The following is a 20,984-nucleotide window of genomic DNA, read 5'->3' on the forward strand; positions in this document are numbered from 1 at the left end:
CGGAGCGCGCCTCCTTTCAGGGGCCGCTCATCGCAGACTGTTATGGTCGGGCCACCAACCAGCCCCGCCGTCGCGGAAAGTGGGACCAACGCATGTCAACGGCACCGCTGTTGTCGGTCGTGATGCCGATCTACAACGAGCAGGAGGCGCTCCCGCTGACCGTGGAACGGCTGCGGCCGATCCTCGACGGGCTCGGCGTCGCCTACGAGGTGGTCGGCGTCGACGACGGGAGCACCGACGCGACCCCGGTGCTGATGCAGAAGATCCGCCAGGACTGGCCGGAGTTCCGCATCGTCCGCTTCGCCCGCAACTCCGGCCACCAGGCCGCCCTCACCGCCGGCATCCACCGCGCCTTCGGCGACTACGTCGTCTCCATCGACGCGGACCTGCAGGACCCGCCGGAGAAGATCCCCGAGATGCTGGAGCTCGCCCGCGAGCAGGGCCTCGACATCGTCTACGGCGTCCGCGGGGACCGCGGCACCGACACCTTCTTCAAGCGGCACACCGCCGGCGCCTACTACTGGCTGATGCGCAAGCTGGTCGGCAAGCGGATGCCCAACCAGGCCGGCGACTTCCGGCTGCTCAGCCGGGCCGCCGTGAACGCGCTGAAGGCGATGCCCGAGCACCAGCCGGTCTACCGGCTGCTGGTGCCGTGGCTGGGCTTCCCCAGCGGCGAAGTGGTCTACGTGCGCGAGGAGCGGGTCGCGGGCAGCACCCACTACCCGCTGTCCAAGATGGTCCGGCTGGCGCTGGACAGCGTCACCAACTTCTCCGCGGCCCCGCTGCGGCTGGCGACCTGGCTCGGGCTGTTCAGCTTCCTGGTCTGCATCGCGCTGGCGCTCTACACCACGATCGCGTACGCGCTCGGCTCCACCGTGCCGGGCTGGTCCTCGCTGTTCATAGGGATGCTGTTCATCGGCGCCGTCCAGCTGGTCTGCGTGGGACTGCTCGGCGAGTACGTCGGCCGGATCTACTCGGCGGTCCAGGCCCGGCCCGCCTACTTCGTCGGCTACGACTCGGCCGAGGAGCCGGACCGGTACGGTACGGGCGAGTGAACGAGATCCTCTCCGCGGACCGGGACGAGCACGACGATCACGGCGCGCACCACGGGCAGCACGGGCACGACGGCCGGGACGAAGAAGCCGCCGGCCCGCGAACGGTCCGGCGGCAGCTGCCGTCCTTCCTGGTCATCGGGGTGCTGAGCACCCTCTTCTACCTGGCGCTGTTCGTCGCCCTGCGCCTGGTCGCCTCCTCGCAGGTGGCCAACCTGGTCGCGCTGGCCGTCAGCGCGGTGGCCAACACCGCGGCCAACCGCCGCTTCACCTTCGGCATCACCGGCTCGGACGGCGCGGTGCGCCACCAGCTGCAGGGCCTGGTGGCGTTCCTGATCGGGCTCGGCCTCAGCAGCGGTGCCCTGGCGCTGCTCGGCGCGGCGGTGCCGCACGCGTCCCGTGCGGTGGAGGTGACCGGGCTCGTGGCGGCGAACGGTCTCGCCACCGTGGCCCGGTTCGTCCTCCTCAAACTGTGGGTCTTCAGGAAGCGCTGACCCCGGCGGCCCGCTCCGCCGGTTCGGCCCCGGCACGGCTGCCGGTGCTGGTCCACGCCCAGATCCCGAGCACCACGCAGCCGACCGCCGCGGTCAGCAGCGCGGTCGCCGAGCCCGCCGGCGGGTGCCAGGCGCCGGCCAGCGGGTTCAGCGGGGTGTAGTCCACCGAGGTGCCGACGCCGGCCTGCCAGCGGATCATGGTGTACCCCAGGAACGCCAGCTGCAGCGGCAGCACCAGCAGCGCGATCGTGCGGACCAGCGAAGCCGACCGGGCCCCTTCGAGCACGCCGCGGCGGCCGAGGACGAAGGCCGCGACCAGCGGCACCCCGACGGCGACCGGCAGCAGGTACCGGCCCTGGCCGACGAAGCCGACCTTGTGCGCCGAGATCGCGTCCGAGAGCGTGATCACCGCGAACGGGGCGAGGAAGAAGGCGAGCACCCGCCAGCGGTCGCTCCACGCGCCGAAGGCGAGCGCCGGCAGCACCAGGCAGCCGATCGCCAGGTACCAGAGGTAGTACGCGGTGGCGGGCAGGTGCGTGTCGAGCCAGGACGGCACACCGATCACCTCGGTGAAGTAGTCCGGCCAGCGCACGATCACCTCGTGCCGCAGCGCCTTGGGCACCGTGATGCCGGGCGGCACCTGGACGGGCATCAGCTCGGAGGCCTTCATGACCACGGTCCACAGCGCCCCCGCGGCGCCGGCCGCACCCAGGGCGCCGACCGTCCACCAGGCCGGCCGGAAGCGCAGCAGCTGCTTCAGCCGCTCGCGCTTGGCCGGGACCAGCATGATTCCGAGGATCGCCGCGCACCAGAGCGGCCCGAGCGCGCGGACCGTCATGAGCACCGACCCGGCGATGCCGATCTGCACCATGGCCGCGCGGCGCAGCGGCTGCTCCGGGTCCAGCAGGGTCGGGATCAGGGCGGCGACCAGGGCCACCCCGGCCGCGATCTCGATGCCGTTGGGGTTGATCGAGCCCGCCAGGTGCGCGGTGATCGGGGTGACCGCGACCAGCAGCCCGGCCGCCGCGATCCGGTGCCTGGTCCAGGCGACCAGGCTGTGTGCGGCGGAGGCGAGCAGCGCCGCGACCAGGCCCGCGCTGACCAGCCGGGCCAGCGTGAGGCCCAGCCAGTTCGGCCACAGGGCCATCGGCCAGCCGACGAGCGCGTAGTAGACCGGGTTGTAGCGGCCGGCCCTGGTGCCCACCCGCTCGACGTGCTGGTCCTCACCACCGGGAGCCTTGGCGCAGGCCGCCGACTTGGTGGGGTCGAACCACCAGCAGTTGTCCCGGACGATCGAGGCCGGCACGTTCTGGAAGGCGCCGATGCCGCCGCCGGCCGCCTCCGGCTTGGGCGCGAACTCGCCCCGGGCCACCCCGACCGCGCGGATGATGTGCTCCCGCTCGTCCGGGCTCGCGTCGTACGGCGAGGCGAGGGCCCAGCCGGCGCAGACGAGGAAGAACCCGATGAACGCGGTCCACCAGGTCCGCCGGAACAGCAGGTGGCCCGAACCACGGGAATCGTGGCCGGATCCGCTCGCGGCGGGCGAGGGAGGAGAGGTCACGGCGGGGGAGTATGAGGACACGCGACCAAGATAACGGGTGGCCGAATCGGCCCTGCCCGGGCGGCTGTGTGGCCGCCGGGCGTTGCACTTACGATTCCCCCGTGACTCAACTGGAATCGCCCTCGGAAGTGTCCGGATCCACCGTGAAGGGCCGGATCGCCGGACTCCTGGGCCATAGCGCGGTGCGGTTCCTGGCCGCCGGCGTCACCAGCACGACCGTGGACATGGGCCTGCTGTACGTCCTGCACGGGGTGCTCGACCTGCCGCTCGCCCCGTCGACCCTCGTCGCGGTGCTGGCGGGCTTCACGACGAACTTCGTGCTGAACCGGATCTGGGCCTTCGACAGCTCCTCGCCGGTCGGCAAGCAGACCGTCCGCTACCTGGTGATGGCGGGCGGCAACTGGGTCGGCACCGTGCTGCTGGTCGGCGGCCTGGTGAAGCTGGGCCTCTTCTACCTGCTGGCCCGCGCGGTCGCGCTGGTGCTCCTCTCGGTGGTCAACTACTTCGGTTACAAGTACTGGGTGTTCCGGGACAACTGACCGGACGACGAAAGCCCGGCCGGATTCCTCCGGCCGGGCCTTCGTGCGTTCCGGTGGCGGGACCTCGGTCCCACCGGGGTCGGTCCTACGGGGTGCGCAGGCCCTCGGTGAACGCCTTGCACGCCTCGTAGTTCGGCAGCAGGCCGGAGGAGATCGCCTCCGCCAGCGACGGCGCGGCCTCGTCCCGGGCCGACAGCAGCGGTTGCTCGGCCGGCCACTCGATGCCCAGGTCGGGGTCGAGCGGGTGGACGGAGTGCTCGCCGGTCGGGTTGTACGTCTCGGAGCAGAGGTACGAGAGCGTGGCGTCGTCGCTCAGCGCGCAGAAGCCGTGGCCGAGGCCCTCCGGGATGTAGACCGCGCGGCGCTCCTCGTCGTCCAGCCGGACGCCCTCCCAGCGGCCGAAGGTCGGCGAGCCGACCCGCAGGTCGACGATGACGTCGAGCACGGCGCCGCGCACGCAGGTCACGTACTTGGCCTGGCCGGGCGGGACGTCGGCGAAGTGGATGCCGCGGACCACGCCGCGGGAGGAGACCGACAGGTTGGCCTGGGCCAGCCGCAGCGGGTGGCCGACGACCTCGGCCAGCCGGTCGAAGCGGTACCACTCGGTGAACATGCCGCGCGGGTCGCCGTGCAGCTGCGGGGTGATCTCGACCAGACCCTCGATGCTCAGTTCGCGGAACTTCACCGGGCGTCCTCCTCGTCCAGCAGGGCCAGCAGGTACTGTCCGTAGCCGCTCTTCAGCAGCGGTTCGGCGAGTTCGCGCAGCTGCTCGGACCCGATCAGGCCGGCCCGCCAGACGGCCTCCTCGATGCAGCCGATCTTGAAGCCCTGGCGCTCCTCGATGACCCGGACGAACTCCGAGGCCTGCACCATCGAGACGAAGGTGCCGGTGTCCAGCCAGGCGGTGCCGCGGTCCAGGATCGTGACGTTCAGCTCGCCCTTGCGCAGGTAGGCGTCGTTGACGGCGGTGATCTCCAGCTCGCCGCGCGCGCTGGGCTTCAGGCCGCGGGCGATCTCCACGACCTGGTTGTCGTAGAAGTAGAGGCCGGGGACGGCGTAGCGCGACTTGGGCTTCTCGGGCTTCTCCTCGATGGAGATCGCCTGGCCGTTCTCGTCGAACTCGACCACGCCGTACGCGGTCGGGTCGGCCACCGGGTAGGCGAAGACCCGGCCGCCGGCCGAGTCGGTGTGCTCGGCCAGGCGCGTGCCGAGGCCGCTGCCGTGGAAGATGTTGTCGCCGAGGATGAGGGCGACGGACTCGTCACCGATGAAGTCGGCGCCGAGCACGAAGGCCTGGGCGATGCCCTCGGGCTTCTCCTGGACGGCGTACTCCAGCTTGAGGCCGAGCTGCGAGCCGTCGCCCAGCAGGCGCTCGAACTGCTCGCGGTCGGCGGGGGTGGTGATGATCAGGATCTCGCTGATGCCCGCCATCACCAGGGTGGATAGCGGGTAGTAGATCATCGGCTTGTCGAAGACGGGGAGCAGCTGCTTCGAGACCGCCCGGGTGAGTGGCCACAAGCGCGAGCCGGTCCCGCCGGCCAGGAGGATTCCACGCATGCGAGCAGCTTAAGTGAGAGCTGCGGGCGCCCCGTCCCCGGCCGTTCGAGCGGGCCGATCGGCGACGGTAGACTACGCGCATTATGCGCATCCTCGTGACCGGCGGCGCCGGATTCATCGGTTCGGAGTTCGTCCGTCAGCTCCTCGGAGCGGATGAGAGCGCCCGGATAACCGTCTTCGACAAGCTCACCTACTCGGGCGTCCTGGAGAACCTGGCCCCGGTGGCAGACCACCAGGGCTACGCCTTCGTCCAGGGCGACATCTGCGACGCGGACGCCGTCGACCAGGTCATGCCGGGCCACGACGTGGTGGTGCACTTCGCCGCCGAGTCGCACGTGGACCGGTCGATCGCCGGCGCGGGCCCGTTCGTCGTGACCAACGTCCTGGGCACCCAGGTCCTGCTGGACTCCGCCCGCAAGCACGGCGTCGGCCGCTTCGTCCACGTCTCCACCGACGAGGTCTACGGCTCCATCAGCGAGGGCTCCTGGACCGAGACCTGGCCGCTGGCCCCGAACTCCCCCTACTCGGCCTCCAAGGCCGGCTCCGACCTGCTGGCGCTGGCGTACCACCGCACCCACGGCATGGACGTCGTGGTGACCCGTTGCTCCAACAACTACGGGCACTACCAGTTCCCGGAGAAGGTCATCCCGCTGTTCACCACCAACCTGATCGACGGCAAGAAGGTGCCGCTGTACGGGAACGGTGGCAACATCCGCGACTGGCTGCACGTCGCGGACCACTGCCGGGGCATCGAGCTGGTCATGCGCGGCGGCCGCGCCGGCGAGGTCTACAACATCGGCGGCGGCACCGAGGTCACCAACAAGGAGCTGACCGGCCTGCTGCTGGAGGCCGCGGGCACCGGCTGGGACATGGTCGAGTACGTCGAGGACCGCAAGGGCCACGACCTGCGCTACTCCCTGGACATCAGCAAGATCCGCGAGGAGCTCGGCTACGAGCCGCAGGTGTCCTTCCCGGACGGCCTCGCCGCGACCATCGCCTGGTACCGCGAGAACCGCGCCTGGTGGGAGCCCCTGAAGCAGAAGGCGGCCCTGGCCAAGTGACCGCGAACGCCGCCGGCCGGGTGCGCTGGCTGGTCACCGGCGCGGCCGGGATGCTCGGGCAGGACCTGCTGTCGGTGCTGGCCGCCGACCCGACCGCCGAGATCACCGCGCTGCGCCGGGCGGACCTCGACATCACCGACGCCGCGGCCGTGCTGGCCGCCGTCGAGGGCCACGACGTCGTGGTCAACTGCGCCGCGTGGACGAACGTCGACGCCGCGGAGACCGAGGAGGACGCCGCCACCGCCGTCAACGGCACCGGCGTGCGCCACCTCGCTGCGGCGTGCGCCAAGACCGGTGCCCGGCTGCTGCACGTCTCCACCGACTACGTCCTGCCGGGCGACGCCACCGAGCCCTGCCCGGAGGACGCCCCGACCGCGCCGGTCAACGCGTACGGCCGGAGCAAGCTGGTGGGGGAGCGGGCCGTCGCCGAACTGCTCCCCGAGCACGGCTACGTCGTGCGGACCGCCTGGCTGTACGGCGAGCACGGCCCGAACTTCGTGGCCACCATGCTCAAGCTGGCCGCCCAGCGGGAGACCCTGGACGTGGTCGACGACCAGCACGGCCAGCCGACCTGGTCGTACGCGCTCGCCGGCCGCCTGGCCGAACTCGGCCGCGCCGCGCTCGCCGGACGGGCCCCGTCCGGGGTCTACCACGGCACCGCGAGCGGCCGGACCACCTGGTGCGGGCTGGCCCGGGAGGCCTACGCGCTGAGCGGGCTCGACCCGGAGCGGATCCGCCCGACCACCTCGGAGGCGTTCGTCCGACCGGCCGTCCGTCCCGCGTTCAGCGTGCTGGGCCACGACCGCTGGGCCGCCGCCGGGCTGGCGCCCCTGCCCGAGTGGCGGGCCATGCTGGCCGAGGCCCTGGAGCGTCCGGCCTTCCGGGCGCTGCGCACCGCGGCGGAGCGGTGAGCGGCGTGCTCGGCCGGCTGACGCGCGCGCTGCCGCCGGGACTGCTGGCGGTCGGCGTCGGGACGGTCACCCTCGGGGTGGCCTCGTACGCGCACCTCGCGGTGGCCGGGCACGCGCTCGACCGTGAGTCGCTCGCCGAGGTCTCCGTCCTGTGGACGATGGCGATGTCCTTCGCGCTCGGGCTGTTCTTCCCGGTCGAGCAGGAGCTGACCCGGGTGATCGCGGCCCGGACCGCCCGCGGCGAGGGCGCGGCCCCGGTGCTGCGCAAGGCGGCGGTGCTGACCGGCGGACTGCTGCTGGTGGTGCTCGTCGGGCTCGGGGTGTTCTCCCGGCAGCTCGCGGACGTGTTCTTCCACGGCGACCGGAGCCTGGTCGTGGCGCTGGCCGCCGCGTTCGTCGGACCGGCCGCCTGCTACCTGACCCGCGGCGTGCTGGCCGGCCTCGGGCACTTCGGTGCGTACGGCCTGCAGCTCGGGCTGGACGGCGTCCTGCGGATCGTCTTCTCGGTCGGTCTGCTGGTGGCGGGCGTGCACTCCGCGCTCGCGTACAGCCTGATCCTGGCGGTCTCCCCGCTGCTGGCCATGCTGGTCAGCCTGCCGCGGACGCTGCGGATCGCTCTTCCGGGGCCGACCATCGGCTGGCGGGAGCTGTGCAGCGGCCTGGGCATGCTGACCGTCTCGTTCCTGCTGGCGCAGTTCGTCGCGAACGCCGCGGTGCTCAGCATCCAGGTGCTGGCGCCCTCGCAGGCCGTGCTGGTCGGCGCGTTCACCGGCGCGATGGTGCTCAGCCGGGTCCCGCTGTTCGTCTTCGGCGCGCTGCAGGCCTCCCTGATGTCGGGTCTGTCGACGGCCGTGGCGACCGGCGACCGGGCGGGCTTCCGCAAGCTCCTGACCAAGACCTGCGGCATGGTGGCGGCCCTCGGTGTCCTCGGCGGGGTGCCCGCCGTGGTCCTGGGGCCATGGGTGATTCACATCGCGTTCAACGCGGACCGGCATGCTCTCGGTCCGGTGGACTTCCTCTGGCTCTCGGTCGGCACGCTCGCCTACCTGCTCGCCACGGTCGTCGGCCAGGCGGTCATCGCCCGCGGCCACCACCGTCGCCAGCTGCTCGGATGGGCGCTCGGCACCGCGACCCTGCTGCTGGTGACCTGCCTCCCGGGATCGCCCGCCGTCCGGGTGGAGGCCGCCTACACCGCCGGTCCGCTGGTGGTGCTCGTGATCATGTTGCTGGCGCTGCGCGGCGACGGTAGCGTGCGCGGCGCCGGTGCGGACTCGTCACCGGTCGCCGTCTCCGCCGACTCGGTCTCCGCGAGCTGATCACGATGTCGTCACGGCTCCCCCCGGAGACGCCCCGCGGTACCGGTATCCCTAGCATGTGCTCCATTCACCCCCATGCCTCACCGAAGCGTGAAAGGCGAGATCCATCGTGCAGCTGAGTGTGCTGACTTCGATCACCGGCGTGCTGGTGCTCGTGTGGATCCTGGAGCTGCTGCGTCGTCAGCAGCTCCGGGAGAAGTACGCGGCCCTCTGGCTGGCCATCGGCGTCGTGATCGCCCCGCTGGGCTTCTTCCCCCGGCTGCTGGACTCGACCGCGCGCCGCCTCGGCGTGGCCTCCGGGGTCAGCCTCGTCCTGTTCGCCGGCTTCGTGCTGGTCCTGCTGGTCTGCGTGCACCTCAGCTGGGAGACGAGCCGGCTGGAGGCCGAGACCCGCACCCTGGCCGAGGACGTCGCGATGATGCGCGCCCACCTCGCCGAGCACCACGACTTCCCGATTGCCCGCTCCGGCAGCGACGTGAACGACCCCGAGGTGAAGGCATGATCGACGGCAAGCGGGTTCTGATCATCCTCCCCGCCTGGAACGAGGCCGAGGGCCTGCCGAAGATCCTCCGCGAGATCCAGCAGAAGCTCCCCGGCGTGGACACCCTGGTGGTCGACGACGGTTCGACGGACAGCACCGCGGCGGTCGCCGCCGCGTACGGCTCGAAGGTCGCGCAGCTGCCGTACAACCTCGGTGTCGGTGGCGCGATGCGCTTCGGCTACCGCTACGCGCACCTGCACGACTACGACGTGGCGATCCAGTGCGACGCCGACGGCCAGCACGACCCGGCCTACGTGCCCGCACTGCTGGAGAAGCTCCGCGACGAGGCCGACCTGGTCATCGGCGCCCGCTTCGCCGGCGAGGGCTCGTACAAGGTGCGCGGCCCGCGCTCCTGGGCGATGAAGCTGCTCTCGGTGGTGCTGTCGCGGGTCGCCAGGACCCGGCTCACCGACACCACCTCGGGCTTCAAGGCCTGCAACAAGCCCATGATCGAGTTCTTCTCGCACTGGTACCCGGTCGAGTACCTGGGCGACACCATCGAGAGCATGGTCGGCGCCGCCCGCTGCGGCTTCGTCATCCGCCAGGTCCCGGTCGCGATGCGCGAGCGGACCACCGGCACGCCCTCCGCCTCCCCGATCAAGGCGACGATCTACCTGGCCCGGGCCGGCCTGGTGCTGCTGCTCGCCCTCATCCGCCGCATGCCCGCGAACGTGAAGGCCATCGAGCCCGCCACCCGCGCCGCCGCCCGCCGGCCCGAGCTCATTGGCAAGGTCTAGTACCCGATGTCCCGTTTCGAGATCCTGATGCCGTACTACGGCGACGTCCGGCTGATGCAGGACGCCGTCCGCAGCGTGCTGGCCCAGGACGGTGACGACTGGCGCCTCACGGTCGTCGACGACGGCAAGGAGCCGGACGTCCCCGGCTGGTTCGAGTCCCTCGCGGACCCGCGGGTGCGGTACCTGCGCAACGAGACCAACCTCGGCGTCAGCGGCAACTTCAACCGCTGCGTCCAGCTCGCCGAGTACGACCACCTCGTACTCATGGGCTGCGACGACCTGATGCACCCCAACTACCTCAAGGTGGTCCGGGACGCGCTGGAACGCTTCCCGGACGCCGGCATGGTCCAGCCCGGCGTGCTGGTCATCGGCGCCGACGGCAACCCGGTCGGCAGCCTCGCCGACACCGTCAAGCGCCGGCTGTACGCGCCGAAGGACCCGGGGCCGCTGCTGATGTCCGGCGAGCCGCTCGCGATGAGCCTGATGCGCGGCGACTGGCTGTACTTCCCGTCCGTGTGCTGGCGCACCAAGGAGATGCAGGCGACCGGTTTCCGGGCGGACCTCGGCGTCATCCAGGACCTCGCGATCATCGTCGACCTGCTCCTCGCCGACGTCTCGCTGGCGGTCGTGCCCGAGGTGTGCTTCAGCTACCGGCGGCACGCGGTCAGCGAATCCTCGGTCACCGCCTTCACGGGCAAGCGCTTCGAGGAGGCCCGCCGCTTCTTCCGGGAGACCGCGGACCGGCTGGACGCCCACGGCTGGCACCGGGCGGCCACCATCTCCCGCCGCTTCGTCTCGTCCCGGCTGCACGCGCTCAGCATGATCCCCGCGGCCGGCCGCAAGGCGGGCCTGCGGGGCGTCGGGGCGATGCTGAGCCATGTGGCCGGCCGCCGGGCCTGACCCGTGAGAACCCTCCAGCAAGCCCCTCCCAGCGCCCAGGAAGCGACCATGTCCCAATACGACGACGTCTGGCTGGTGATCCCCGCCTACAACGAAGGCCAGGTGATCGCCGATGTGGTGGAGAACGCCCGCAGGACGTTCCCGAACATCGTCGTGGTCGACGACGGGAGCACCGACGGCTCGGCCGAGCACATCCTGACCACCGGCGCCCACCTGGTGCGCCACCCGGTCAACCTCGGCCAGGGCGCAGCCCTGCAGACCGGGCTCTCCTACGCGCTGCGGCAGCCCGACGCCCGGTACTTCGCCACCTTCGACGCCGACGGCCAGCACCAGACGGCCGACGTCGAGAAGATGGTCGCCGTGCTGCGCGGCGGGACCGCGGACGTCGTCCTCGGCTCGCGCTTCATCGAGCAGTCCGAGCAGGTCCCGATGATCAAGCGCGTGGTGCTCCGCACGGCGGCCGCGGTCAGCCCGACCGCCCGCAAGCTGAAGCTCACCGACTCGCACAACGGCCTGCGCGTGATCAACCGCGAGGCGGCCTCCCAGCTGCGCATCACGATGAACGGCATGGCCCACGCCTCGGAGATCGTCGGCCTGCTGGCGAAGTCCTCGCTGCGCGTCGTGGAGGTCCCCGTGGACATCCTCTACACCGACTACTCGCGCGCCAAGGGCCAGTCCCTGATCAACGGCGTCAACATCCTCTTCGACATCTCGCTCCGGGAGCGTGGCCGGCGATGAAGTACTTCTGGATCCAACTGGTGCTGGTGCTGGGTTCCGGCACGGCGGCGCTCATCTTCATCCGGCGCTGGGACCGGACCAACACCAGGGCCTGGAAGCGCATCGCCTTCGTGCTGTTCGTGCTGGCGAACATCTACGCGGTGCTGCGTCCGGGCGACGTCACCTGGGTGGCGAACCGGCTGGGCGTCGGCCGCGGCACCGACCTGGTGCTGTACATGATGGTGCTGGCGCTGGCCTTCCTGGCGCTCAACACCTACCTGCGCTTCCGCTCCCTGGAGAAGAAGCTCACCGACATGGCCCGCACCGTCGCCATCACCGAGGGCGCGCGGCTCAACCAGGAGCGCTTCGACGAGAAGGTCTCCGGCTAGCTCCGTCCGGTCCCCGTCGGGGGCCGACGATCCGGGCCCGGTACGCACAACGCGTACCGGGCCCGGATCCGTTCGGGGGCGGGGGTCAGGCCGAGGCCTGCGACAGCGGCCGAGCCGGCGCCGCCGGCGGCTGCTCCTGCCGGGGCGGCTTGCGCAGGCCCAGGTCCTTCAGCTTCAGCGCCGGCTTCTCCACGGCGTGCCAGGAGCAGAACGCGGCGACGACCGAGAGCGCCACCGAGGCCGCGGTGTAGGCCCAGTACCCGTGCTTGTTGACGCCCCAGAGCGCGAGGCACTGCTGGATCGGGAACGCGTAGATGTACACCCCGTACGAGAGGTCGACCTTGGTGCCGACCTTCGTCAGCGGGCCGGGCATCCGGCAGGCCAGCCAGATCAGCAGGTAGGCGAAGGCCGGCAGGCCGAACAGGGTGAAGCCGCCGTACCGGGCGGTGCCGAGGAAGACGAGGGCGGCCAGGACACCGGCCGGGTCGTTGATCGGCAGCCGGTTCTTGTACAGCTCGGCGACCGCGCCGAGGCCGAACATGAAGGTCAGCGGTATGAACATGTCCAGGCTGATCGAGCCCAGGAACGGCAGCTGCCAGCCGGTGAGGCCGGCCGGCGCGTACTCGGGGGCGCGCAGCAGGTGGAAGTCCGAGGCGAGGTGGACCATGTACGCGTAGAGCCCGAGGACCATCACCGCGACGGCCCAGCGCGCCCGGCGCAGCACGCCGACCGCGGCCAGCGCGACCACCAGCAGGTAGCAGAGCACCTCGTACGCCAGCGACCACACCGAGCCGTTGAAGGCGGTGGGGTGCGGCACGTGGTCGAGCAGCCCGGAGATGCCCCACTGGGACACTCCGATGGACCAGTTGGCCTCCAGGTACGCCAGCGGCCCCTCCGGGTGCGACCAGAAGCCGGCCAGCCGGCCCTGGTGGTACGCGACGACCGGGGCGACCACGAGCGCCGTCAGCAGCAGGCAGGCCCAGAGCCCGGGGAGGATGCGGATGGCCCGGTTCCAGAGGAACCGGGCCGGGCTCAGCCGCATGCCGCTGCGGGTGATCAGCAGCCCGGAGAGCACGAAGAAGCCGCTCACCGCGATCGCGCCGACGTTGGTCTGGCCGCGGCTCTCCAGCAGCCCGAGGTCGGCCTTGCCCAGCCCCAGCGGCATCGCGTGGGCGAAGATCACGGCCAGGGCGAGGACGAGCCGGAGGAGGCCGAAGCCGTTCTTCCGTCCGAGGGCCTCCGACAGCGGCGGACTGGCCGTCAGGACCGACCTCTTGCGTGCGGTGTGCGACATGGGCGGGGGACTCCGGGCCGGTGGTCGTGGAGGGACGTGGACTGCGCGCCTCACCCTATCCGCCGGGGCCGGGCCCCCACCGGGGCGGCAGGGGCCCCTGATGGGCCGGGGGCACGCCATGACACGCTCTTGGGGGTGCGATTACCATGAGTCCCGGCCAGGGCCCGGCATCGCCGGCGGCGATGATCCATCCGCCGGAGGCCCGCAGCACGTCAGGAGTTTCGGCCGACCTGTGCCGATCGGGCGCCCGGCCGCCGCCCGCAGAGTTCGCCCGCATCCGGCGAGCCGGTCCGACCCGCGGCAGTGCGCCGCTTCACGGAAGCGAAGAGACATGACGGATTTGGCCCCGGACGTCGTCGGCGGCCGCGCCGGCGTGCCCGACGACGAGGCGACCACGGCGTCCTCCGACGGATCGCCGAGCGGCCGTCGGGGCGACCGCTTCTCGCGGTGGACGGAGAAGCGCTGGTTCCTCCCGCTGGCGGAAGGCCTCGTCAGCGTCGGCGTCGCGCTCGGCTTCATGCTGCTGTGCACGCACATCAGCGTCAACCCCACCACCCGGATCGGCCAGGTCAGCGGGCTCGCCAAGATCCAGCAGTACGCGGCGCTTCTGGGCATCCCGGTCCTCGCGGTGCTGCTGCTGCTCGCCTACCGCGGGACGCTGCGCTACTACCGGGTCGCGCAGCGGCTGGCGTGCGCCGCCGTCGCGGGCCTGGGCACCGGTGTGGTGGCCGGCGGCATCGTGGTCGCCCTGCACGGCACCCCCTGGGGCCTCGGCGGCCAGGAGGGCGACCCGGGCAACCTGATGGGCATGGCCAACGACATGCTGCGCGGGAAGGGCCTGCCCGGGGTGTACCCCCCGCTGTTCCCCGCCCTGCTCGCGGTCTGGGCCAAGTTCTTCCACAACGGCATCGCCGGTGTGGGCCACGCGCTCAAGGACCTGCAGCTGATCCTCAGCGCGCTCGTCGGCCCGATGGCCTACCTGTCCTGGCGCCTGCTGCTGCGCCCGTTCTGGGCGATGGCGATCGCGGTGCCGGCGTCGATCGTCTTCCTCGACCCGATCCGCCCGTACAGCCACGGCTCCATGCTGGTGCTGCTGCCGCTGCTGGCGGCCTGCTTCCGGGAGATCCGCCGGGTCGACGAACTCTCGACCCGCTCGGCGCTGCTGCGCGGCCTCGGCTTCGGCGCCGCGTTCGGGGTGATGTTCCTCTGGTACTCGGGCTGGTACCTGTGGGCGGCGCCGGGCTCGTTCGTCCTGGTCCTGATGATCTTCCCGTGGTCCCGCGGCCGGAGCGCCCTCAAGCGCGCGCTGGTCTTCCTGGGCGCCATGCTGGTCACCGCCGGCGTCATCGGCGCTCCGCTGCTCTACCAGCTGGTCCGCCTCGGGGCCTCCACGCTCGACCGCTACGCCTACATCAACACCTACATCGACCCGGCCTACGTCATGGGCTGGGCCTCGGACCGCTCCGGCGACCTGACGTACCACAACTGGCCGGGCCAGGGCGACATCGCCGGGCAGACCGGCTTCGGTGTGCTCCTGCTGCTCGGCGTGGGCATCGGCGTGGGCCTGGGCCTGCGCAACATGGTGATCCGCACCGCCGGCATGGTCCTCGCCGGCGCCTGGCTGATGCGCTTCTGGTTCGCCTCGCACATGGAGCACAACCAGGCCGTCCAGCTCTACCCGCGCACGACCTGGATAATTTTCTACTGCCTGATCATCCTGGCCGTCATGGGCGTCATGCTGACCTACCAGCGCGGCTTCGGCTGGGTCCGGAGCACGCTGGCCGAGGTGGCCCCGTCCCGGGCCGCCCGGATCTCGCCGCGGGTGATGTCGCAGCTGGCCGCGGGCCTGGTGTGCGCGCTCGCCCTGTTCGCGACCATGGGCGGCTCCTGGTCGGCCAACCGCTTCATGCCCTCCACCAACCCGGGCGTCGAGGACATGGGCCTGGACGCGCTGCGCGCCCACCTGCAGCAGCTCGACAACGGCCAGTGCCCCAAGTACTCGCCGTACAAGGGCAAGCAGGCCTGCAACCCGATCAACATGGACCTGACCGAGTACACCTTCGGACCGGACCCGATGAAGCTCTGGTGCGCCAACACCACGTCGAGGGACGTGGACGTGACCTGCGGGCGCCCGCCCGCGAACTGACCTTCGCGGTCGATCACCCCGTCGGGGCCGGTGAGGAGCACCTCACCGGCCCCGATTGGCATCTCGACTGCTCCATGTGGCAGTATGTCCAAGTTGCTCGGTTGAGTGCCGATGCTGCGCGCCTCCCGCCGGGAGGACCGGAAGCGAGTCCCATCTACTCGTCGTTCCCGTGATGGCCGTCAAGCGTGAGTTCTACGCCACGGCAGCTGCGGGGCGAAAGTACGGGAATCTTCCGGGAAGCGTGAGCGGGGCCTCGGCCCGGCGCCCCCACCCCGAAAGTTTGAAACCGACGAAGTGATTCGTTGGTTTTTTGCAAGCGCGCAGGCGACACGCCCGAGCGCGGGGGTCGGAGGGTGGTCGTGCAGTGACTAAGGACAAAGGACTACTGAGTAGCCATGGCGGGACAGAAGATCCGCATCCGGCTCAAGGCCTACGACCACGAGGTCATCGACTCTTCGGCGAAGAAGATCGTCGAGACGGTGATCCGTACTGGTGCGCAGGTCGCGGGCCCGGTGCCGCTGCCCACTGAGAAGAACGTGTACTGCGTCATCCGCTCGCCGCACAAGTACAAGGACTCGCGCGAGCACTTCGAGATGCGTACTCACAAGCGTCTGATCGACATCCTCGACCCCACGCCGAAGACGGTTGACTCGCTCATGCGTCTCGACCTGCCGGCTGGCGTCGACATCGAGATCAAGCTCTGAGAGGCGCACCGAAGATGGCTAAGCAGATTAAGGGCATCCTGGGCGAGAAGCTCGGCATGACCCAGGTCTGGGACGAGAACAACCGGGTCGTTCCGGTGACCGTCGTCAAGGCTGGGCCCAATGTCGTGACCCAGGTCCACACCGCCGACAGCCCGGCCGGCTACGACGCCGTCCAGATCGGCTTCGGCGAGATCGACCCCCGCAAGGTGAACAAGCCCCTCGCGGGCCACTTCGCCAAGGCCGGTGTCACCCCGCGCCGCCACCTGGTCGAGCTCCGTACCTCGGACGCGTCCGAGTACACCCTCGGCCAGGAGATCACCGCTGAGCTGTTCGAGGCGGGTGTCAAGGTCGACGTGACCGGCACCTCCAAGGGCAAGGGCTTCGCCGGTGTCATGAAGCGTCACAACTTCAAGGGCCTCGGCGCCGGTCACGGCGTGCAGCGCAAGCACCGTTCGCCCGGTTCCATCGGTGGCTGCGCCACTCCGGGCCGCGTGTTCAAGGGCCTGAAGATGGCCGGCCGGATGGGTCACGAGCGTGTGACCACCCAGAACCTGACCGTGCACGCGGTTGACGCGGAGAAGGGGCTGCTCCTGATCAAGGGTGCGATCCCGGGCCCGAACGGCGGCCTCGTCCTCGTCCGCACCGCGGCGAAGGGGCTGTGAAGGATATGAGCACCATTGACATCCTGTCGCCCTCGGGTGACAAGACCGGCAGCCTGGAGCTGCCGGCCGAGATCTTCGACGCGAAGGTCAGCGTTCCGCTGATGCACCAGGTCGTCGTGGCGCAGCTCGCTGCGGCCCGTCAGGGCACCCACAAGACCAAGACTCGTGGCGAGGTCCGCGGTGGCGGCAAGAAGCCGTACCGCCAGAAGGGCACCGGCCGCGCCCGTCAGGGCTCGACCCGTGCGCCGCAGTTCGCCGGCGGTGGCGTCGTGCACGGTCCCGTGCCGCGTGACTACTCGCAGCGGACCCCGAAGAAGATGATCGCCGCCGCCCTGCGCGGTGCGCTCACCGACCGGGCCCGCCACAACCGCATCCACGTCGTCACCGACGTGGTCGCGGCCGAGGTGCCGTCGACCAAGGCCGCCAAGGGCCTGTTCGGCAAGATCACCGAGCGCAAGAACATCCTCCTCGTCGTCGAGCGTGCCGACGAGCTGGGTCTGAAGAGCGCCCGGAACCTGCCGCACGTGCACATCCTGGACGCCGGTCAGCTGAACACCTACGACGTGCTCGTCTCCGACGATGTGGTCTTCACCCAGGCCGCCTTCGAGCGTTTCGTGGCGGGTCCCGCCGCGTCCGCCAAGGCCGTTGCCGCTGAGGGCGAGCTCGAAGGGAGCGCCGCCTGATGAGCGACGTTACGAGCAAGACGTTCACGGACCCCCGTGACGTCCTGGTGAAGCCGGTCATCTCCGAGAAGAGCTACAGCCTTCTCGACGAGAACAAGTACACGTTCATCGTGTCGCCGGGCGCCAACAAGACCCAGATCAAGCAGGCCGTCGAGGCGGTCTTCTCGGTCAAGGTCGAGGCTGTCAACACGATCAACCGTCAGGGCAAGCGCAAGCGCTCCAAGACGGGCTTTGGCAAGCGCAAGGACACCAAGCGCGCCATCGTGACGCTGGCCGAGGGCAACCGCATCGACATCTTCGGTGGTCCGGTCTCCTAACGGAGATCGTGATCGTCGATAAGGACGAGGACGAGAGAGCCAAATGGGCATCCGCAAGTACAAGCCGACTACGCCGGGCCGTCGTGGCTCCAGCGTGGCCGACTTCGTAGAGATCACGCGGTCCACGCCGGAGAAGTCGCTGGTTCGCCCCCTGCACAGCAAGGGCGGCCGTAACAACGCCGGTCGGATCACCGTTCGCCACCAGGGTGGCGGTCACAAGCGCGCCTACCGCGTGATCGACTTCCGTCGTCACGACAAGGACGGCGTGCCGGCCAAGGTCGCGCACATCGAGTACGACCCGAACCGCACCGCGCGCATCGCGCTCCTGCACTACGCGGACGGCGAGAAGCGCTACATCATCGCGCCGCGTGGCATCACGCAGGGCGACCGGATCGAGAACGGCGCTGGCGCCGACATCAAGCCGGGCAACAACCTGCCGCTGCGCAACATCCCGGTCGGTACCACCATCCACGCGGTGGAGCTGCGTCCCGGTGGCGGTGCCAAGCTGGCCCGCTCCGCCGGCTCCGGCATCCAGCTGCTGGCGCGTGAGGGCAAGATGGCGCACCTGCGCATGCCCTCCGGTGAGATCCGCCTGGTGGACGCGCGCTGCCGCGCGACCGTCGGCGAGGTCGGCAACGCCGAGCAGTCGAACATCAACTGGGGCAAGGCCGGCCGTATGCGCTGGAAGGGCGTTCGCCCGACCGTGCGTGGTGTCGCCATGAACCCGATCGACCACCCGCACGGTGGTGGTGAGGGTAAGACCTCCGGTGGTCGCCACCCGGTCTCGCCGTGGGGCCAGAAGGAGGGTCGCACCCGTCGCCCGAAGAAGGCGTCGGACGCTCTCATCGTGCGCCGCCGCAAGACCAACAAGAAGCGCTAGGAGCAGGTCAGATGCCGCGCAGTCTCAAGAAGGGCCCCTTCATCGACGGCCACCTTCTCAAGAAGGTGGACGCGCAGAACGAAGCGGGTACCCAGAACGTCATCAAGACCTGGTCCCGTCGCTCCGTGATCTTCCCGGCCATGCTCGGCCACACGATCGCGGTTCACGATGGTCGCAAGCACGTCCCGGTGTTCGTCACCGAGTCGATGGTCGGCCACAAGCTGGGCGAGTTCGCTCCGACCCGCACCTTCCGCGGCCACGTCAAGGACGACCGCAAGTCGAAGCGTCGCTAGTCGCCTGAGCTTCACCGCCAGAACGACTCAATGACTTACTCCATTAAGGGGACAACCATGGAAGCCAGGGCCCAGGCGCGGTACATCCGCGTCACGCCCATGAAGGCCCGCCGCGTGGTGGACCTCATCCGTGGCCTGCCGGCCACGGAGGCCCAGGCCGTCCTGCGTTTCGCTCCGCAGGCCGCCACCGTGCCGGTCGGCAAGGTGCTCGACAGCGCCATTGCCAACGCCGCGCACAACTACAACCACTCCAACGTGGACGACCTCTACATCTCCGAGGCGTACGTTGACGAGGGTCCGACCCTGAAGCGGTTCCGTCCGCGTGCCCAGGGCCGTGCCTACCGGATCCGCAAGCGGACCAGCCACATCACCGTGGTCGTCAGCAGCAAGGAAGGGACCCGGTAATGGGCCAGAAGGTTAACCCGCACGGGTTCCGCCTCGGCATCAGCACGGACTTCAAGTCCCGCTGGTACGCCGACAAGCTGTACAAGGACTACGTCAAGGAAGACGTCGCGATCCGTCGTCTCATGACGAAGGGCATGGAGCGCGCCGGCATCTCGAAGGTTGAGATCGAGCGCACCCGTGACCGCGTCCGCGTGGACATCCACACCGCCCGTCCGGGCATCGTGATCGGCCGCCGCGGCGCGGAGGCCGACAAGATCCGGGGCAACCTGGAGAAGCTGACCGGCAAGCAGGTCCAGCTGAACATCCTCGAGGTCAAGAACCCCGAGCTGGACGCCCAGCTCGTGGCTCAGGGCGTCGCGGAGCAGCTGTCCTCCCGCGTCTCCTTCCGTCGTGCCATGCGCAAGTCGATGCAGGGCACGATGAAGTCCGGCGCCAAGGGCATCAAGGTCCAGTGCTCCGGTCGTCTCGGCGGCGCCGAGATGAGCCGTTCGGAGTTCTACCGCGAGGGTCGCGTGCCGCTGCACACCCTCCGCGCGAACGTCGACTACGGCTTCTTCGAGGCCAAGACCACCTTCGGCCGCATCGGCGTGAAGGTCTGGATCTACAAGGGCGACGTCAAGAACATCGCCGAGGTCCGCGCTGAGAACGCCGCTGCCCGCTCGGGCAACCGCCCGGCCCGTCCCGAGGGTGGTCGTCCCGCCCGCGGTGGCGAGCGCCGCGGTGGCGAGCGCGGTGGCCGTGGCCGTCGCCCCGCCGCTTCCGAGGCCCCCGCGGCCCCGGTCGCCGAGGCTCCGGCTGCCGAGAACACCGGAACGGAGGCCTGACTCCCATGCTGATCCCCCGTCGGGTCAAGCACCGCAAGCAGCACCACCCCAAGCGTCGCGGCGCTGCCAAGGGTGGCACCGAGCTCGCGTTCGGCGAGTACGGCATCCAGGCCGTCACCCCGGCCTACGTGACGAACCGGCAGATCGAGTCCGCTCGTATCGCCGTCACCCGTCACATCAAGCGTGGCGGCAAGGTCTGGATCAACATCTACCCGGACCGTCCGCTCACCAAGAAGCCGGCCGAGACCCGCATGGGTTCCGGTAAGGGTTCGCCCGAGTGGTGGATCGCGAACGTGCACCCGGGTCGGGTCATGTTCGAGCTGTCGTACCCCAACGAGAAGGTGGCTCGTGAGGCGCTGACCCGCGCAGCTCACAAGCTCCCGATGAAGTGCCGGATCATCCGGCGCGAGGCAGGTGAGAGCTGATGTCGGCCGGCACCAAGGCTGCTGACCTCCGCGAGCTGGACAACGAGGGTCTCGTTGCCAAGCTCCGTGAGGCCAAGGAGGAGCTGTTCAACCTCCGCTTCCAGGCGGCGACCGGGCAGCTCGACAACCACGGACGGCTCAAGCTCGTCCGTAAGGACATCGCGCGGATCTACACCCTGATGCGCGAGCGCGAGCTGGGCATCGAGACGGTGGAGAGCGCCTGATGACTGAGAACACCAACGAGACGCGCGGTTTCCGCAAGACCCGTGAGGGTCTCGTCGTCAGCGACAAGATGGACAAGACCGTCGTCGTCGCCGTCGAGGACCGCGTCAAGCACGCGCTGTACGGCAAGGTCATCCGCCGTACGAACAAGCTGAAGGCGCACGACGAGGCGAACGCCTGCGGCATCGGCGACCGGGTCCTCCTCGCGGAGACCCGCCCGCTGTCCGCGACGAAGCGCTGGCGCGTCGTCGAGATCCTCGAGAAGGCCAAGTAACGAAGTTGATGCGGTACGGCCGTATGTGCATCAGGCCCCTTGCGGGCGCTGGTGTGAGCAGCGGCCGGCCCGTCAGCTCT

27 protein-coding genes are annotated in these 20,984 nt (G+C 70.1%); 23 read left to right on the plus strand and 4 right to left on the minus strand.

Annotated elements, in window-relative coordinates:
* Positions 1-92: 92 nt before the first annotated feature.
* Positions 93-1,055: a glycosyltransferase family 2 protein gene (locus AB0D10_RS12140; protein WP_360254627.1), complete on the plus strand. Its 963-nt coding sequence runs from the start codon at positions 93-95 to the stop codon at positions 1,053-1,055.
* Positions 1,052-1,546, plus strand: coding sequence for a GtrA family protein (locus AB0D10_RS12145; protein ID WP_360254629.1), 495 nt, complete (start codon positions 1,052-1,054; stop codon positions 1,544-1,546). Before AB0D10_RS12140 ends, AB0D10_RS12145 begins: the two co-directional genes overlap by 4 nt.
* Here the strand turns inward: AB0D10_RS12145 and AB0D10_RS12150 are convergent.
* Positions 1,533-3,107: a DUF2142 domain-containing protein gene (locus tag AB0D10_RS12150; protein WP_360254631.1), complete on the minus strand. Its 1,575-nt coding sequence runs from the start codon at positions 3,105-3,107 to the stop codon at positions 1,533-1,535. The two genes, AB0D10_RS12145 and AB0D10_RS12150, sit on opposite strands and share 14 nt — an antisense overlap.
* A 101-nt stretch (positions 3,108-3,208) precedes the next feature.
* On the opposite strand from AB0D10_RS12150, the gene AB0D10_RS12155 reads away from it, so the two are divergent.
* Positions 3,209-3,646 (plus strand): GtrA family protein, encoded by a 438-nt coding sequence (locus AB0D10_RS12155; protein ID WP_360254633.1) that lies wholly within the window; start codon positions 3,209-3,211, stop codon positions 3,644-3,646.
* A gap of 85 nt (positions 3,647-3,731) precedes the next feature.
* Here AB0D10_RS12155 and rfbC read toward each other — a convergent pair whose 3' ends face one another.
* Positions 3,732-4,331, minus strand: coding sequence for a dTDP-4-dehydrorhamnose 3,5-epimerase (rfbC, locus tag AB0D10_RS12160; protein WP_360254635.1), 600 nt, complete (start codon positions 4,329-4,331; stop codon positions 3,732-3,734).
* Entirely contained in the window at positions 4,328-5,203 is an 876-nt protein-coding gene (rfbA, locus tag AB0D10_RS12165) for a glucose-1-phosphate thymidylyltransferase RfbA (RefSeq protein WP_360254637.1), read from the minus strand. The genes rfbC and rfbA overlap by 4 nt, the downstream gene beginning before the upstream one ends.
* A gap of 83 nt (positions 5,204-5,286) precedes the next feature.
* Here rfbA and rfbB point away from each other — a divergent pair, with 83 nt between their 5' ends.
* The 8 genes from rfbB to AB0D10_RS12205 all read left to right on the plus strand — a co-directional run bounded on the left by rfbB (position 5,287) and on the right by AB0D10_RS12205 (position 11,775).
* Positions 5,287-6,264 carry a dTDP-glucose 4,6-dehydratase gene (gene rfbB / locus AB0D10_RS12170; protein WP_360254639.1) on the plus strand — a complete coding sequence of 326 codons (978 nt, stop codon included), beginning with the start codon at positions 5,287-5,289 and terminating at the stop codon, positions 6,262-6,264.
* Positions 6,261-7,175, plus strand: a complete 915-nt coding sequence (gene rfbD, locus AB0D10_RS12175; RefSeq protein WP_360254641.1) for a dTDP-4-dehydrorhamnose reductase — start codon at positions 6,261-6,263, stop codon at positions 7,173-7,175. The genes rfbB and rfbD overlap by 4 nt, the downstream gene beginning before the upstream one ends.
* Positions 7,172-8,491 (plus strand): hypothetical protein, encoded by a 1,320-nt coding sequence (locus AB0D10_RS12180; RefSeq protein ID WP_360254643.1) that lies wholly within the window; start codon positions 7,172-7,174, stop codon positions 8,489-8,491. Before rfbD ends, AB0D10_RS12180 begins: the two co-directional genes overlap by 4 nt.
* 109 nt (positions 8,492-8,600) lie before the next feature.
* Positions 8,601-8,993 carry a DUF2304 domain-containing protein gene (locus tag AB0D10_RS12185; RefSeq protein ID WP_360254645.1) on the plus strand — a complete coding sequence of 131 codons (393 nt, stop codon included), beginning with the start codon at positions 8,601-8,603 and terminating at the stop codon, positions 8,991-8,993.
* Positions 8,990-9,769 (plus strand): glycosyltransferase family 2 protein, encoded by a 780-nt coding sequence (locus tag AB0D10_RS12190; protein ID WP_360254647.1) that lies wholly within the window; start codon positions 8,990-8,992, stop codon positions 9,767-9,769. The genes AB0D10_RS12185 and AB0D10_RS12190 overlap by 4 nt, the downstream gene beginning before the upstream one ends.
* 6 nt (positions 9,770-9,775) lie before the next feature.
* On the plus strand, positions 9,776-10,669 hold the full coding sequence (locus AB0D10_RS12195; protein WP_360254649.1) for a glycosyltransferase family 2 protein: 894 nt from the start codon (positions 9,776-9,778) through the stop codon (positions 10,667-10,669).
* A 48-nt stretch (positions 10,670-10,717) separates the two neighbouring features.
* On the plus strand, positions 10,718-11,407 hold the full coding sequence (locus AB0D10_RS12200; protein ID WP_360254651.1) for a glycosyltransferase family 2 protein: 690 nt from the start codon (positions 10,718-10,720) through the stop codon (positions 11,405-11,407).
* Positions 11,404-11,775 carry a DUF2304 domain-containing protein gene (locus AB0D10_RS12205; protein ID WP_360254653.1) on the plus strand — a complete coding sequence of 124 codons (372 nt, stop codon included), beginning with the start codon at positions 11,404-11,406 and terminating at the stop codon, positions 11,773-11,775. The genes AB0D10_RS12200 and AB0D10_RS12205 overlap by 4 nt, the downstream gene beginning before the upstream one ends.
* Positions 11,776-11,860: 85 nt before the next feature.
* Here AB0D10_RS12205 and AB0D10_RS12210 read toward each other — a convergent pair whose 3' ends face one another.
* Complete coding sequence (locus AB0D10_RS12210; RefSeq protein WP_360254655.1) at positions 11,861-13,069, minus strand: acyltransferase; 1,209 nt, start codon at positions 13,067-13,069, stop codon at positions 11,861-11,863.
* 331 nt (positions 13,070-13,400) lie between these two features.
* On the opposite strand from AB0D10_RS12210, the gene AB0D10_RS12215 reads away from it, so the two are divergent.
* From AB0D10_RS12215 to rpsQ, 12 genes are all read left to right on the plus strand, one after another.
* The gene (locus AB0D10_RS12215) at positions 13,401-15,215 is read left to right on the plus strand and encodes a hypothetical protein (protein WP_360254657.1); all 1,815 of its coding nucleotides are present in this window, start codon (positions 13,401-13,403) and stop codon (positions 15,213-15,215) included.
* 395 nt (positions 15,216-15,610) lie between these two features.
* Positions 15,611-15,919, plus strand: a complete 309-nt coding sequence (rpsJ, locus tag AB0D10_RS12220) for a 30S ribosomal protein S10 (RefSeq protein WP_012785157.1) — start codon at positions 15,611-15,613, stop codon at positions 15,917-15,919.
* Positions 15,920-15,933: 14 nt separating this feature from the next.
* Complete coding sequence (gene rplC, locus AB0D10_RS12225) at positions 15,934-16,581, plus strand: 50S ribosomal protein L3 (RefSeq protein WP_360254659.1); 648 nt, start codon at positions 15,934-15,936, stop codon at positions 16,579-16,581.
* A 5-nt stretch (positions 16,582-16,586) separates the two neighbouring features.
* The gene (gene rplD, locus AB0D10_RS12230) at positions 16,587-17,264 is read left to right on the plus strand and encodes a 50S ribosomal protein L4 (RefSeq protein WP_093861718.1); all 678 of its coding nucleotides are present in this window, start codon (positions 16,587-16,589) and stop codon (positions 17,262-17,264) included.
* On the plus strand, positions 17,264-17,581 hold the full coding sequence (gene rplW / locus AB0D10_RS12235; RefSeq protein WP_030280768.1) for a 50S ribosomal protein L23: 318 nt from the start codon (positions 17,264-17,266) through the stop codon (positions 17,579-17,581). The genes rplD and rplW overlap by 1 nt, the downstream gene beginning before the upstream one ends.
* A 43-nt stretch (positions 17,582-17,624) precedes the next feature.
* Complete coding sequence (gene rplB, locus AB0D10_RS12240) at positions 17,625-18,461, plus strand: 50S ribosomal protein L2 (RefSeq protein ID WP_030393297.1); 837 nt, start codon at positions 17,625-17,627, stop codon at positions 18,459-18,461.
* Positions 18,462-18,472: 11 nt separating this feature from the next.
* Positions 18,473-18,754 (plus strand): 30S ribosomal protein S19, encoded by a 282-nt coding sequence (rpsS, locus tag AB0D10_RS12245; protein WP_030055821.1) that lies wholly within the window; start codon positions 18,473-18,475, stop codon positions 18,752-18,754.
* A 57-nt stretch (positions 18,755-18,811) separates the two neighbouring features.
* A complete protein-coding gene (rplV, locus tag AB0D10_RS12250; RefSeq protein WP_095874452.1) occupies positions 18,812-19,159 on the plus strand; it encodes a 50S ribosomal protein L22 in 348 nt (115 codons plus the stop codon).
* Positions 19,159-19,983 (plus strand): 30S ribosomal protein S3, encoded by an 825-nt coding sequence (gene rpsC / locus AB0D10_RS12255; RefSeq protein ID WP_360254661.1) that lies wholly within the window; start codon positions 19,159-19,161, stop codon positions 19,981-19,983. The genes rplV and rpsC overlap by 1 nt, the downstream gene beginning before the upstream one ends.
* 5 nt (positions 19,984-19,988) lie before the next feature.
* Positions 19,989-20,408 (plus strand): 50S ribosomal protein L16, encoded by a 420-nt coding sequence (gene rplP, locus AB0D10_RS12260; RefSeq protein ID WP_030055824.1) that lies wholly within the window; start codon positions 19,989-19,991, stop codon positions 20,406-20,408.
* The gene (gene rpmC, locus AB0D10_RS12265) at positions 20,408-20,632 is read left to right on the plus strand and encodes a 50S ribosomal protein L29 (RefSeq protein WP_049649042.1); all 225 of its coding nucleotides are present in this window, start codon (positions 20,408-20,410) and stop codon (positions 20,630-20,632) included. The genes rplP and rpmC overlap by 1 nt, the downstream gene beginning before the upstream one ends.
* Positions 20,632-20,904, plus strand: a complete 273-nt coding sequence (gene rpsQ, locus AB0D10_RS12270) for a 30S ribosomal protein S17 (RefSeq protein ID WP_030055826.1) — start codon at positions 20,632-20,634, stop codon at positions 20,902-20,904. Before rpmC ends, rpsQ begins: the two co-directional genes overlap by 1 nt.
* Positions 20,905-20,984: the final 80 nt, after the last annotated feature.

The sequence above is a fragment of the Kitasatospora sp. NPDC048545 genome, from assembly GCF_040651155.1.
Lineage (GTDB): Bacteria > Actinomycetota > Actinomycetes > Streptomycetales > Streptomycetaceae > Kitasatospora.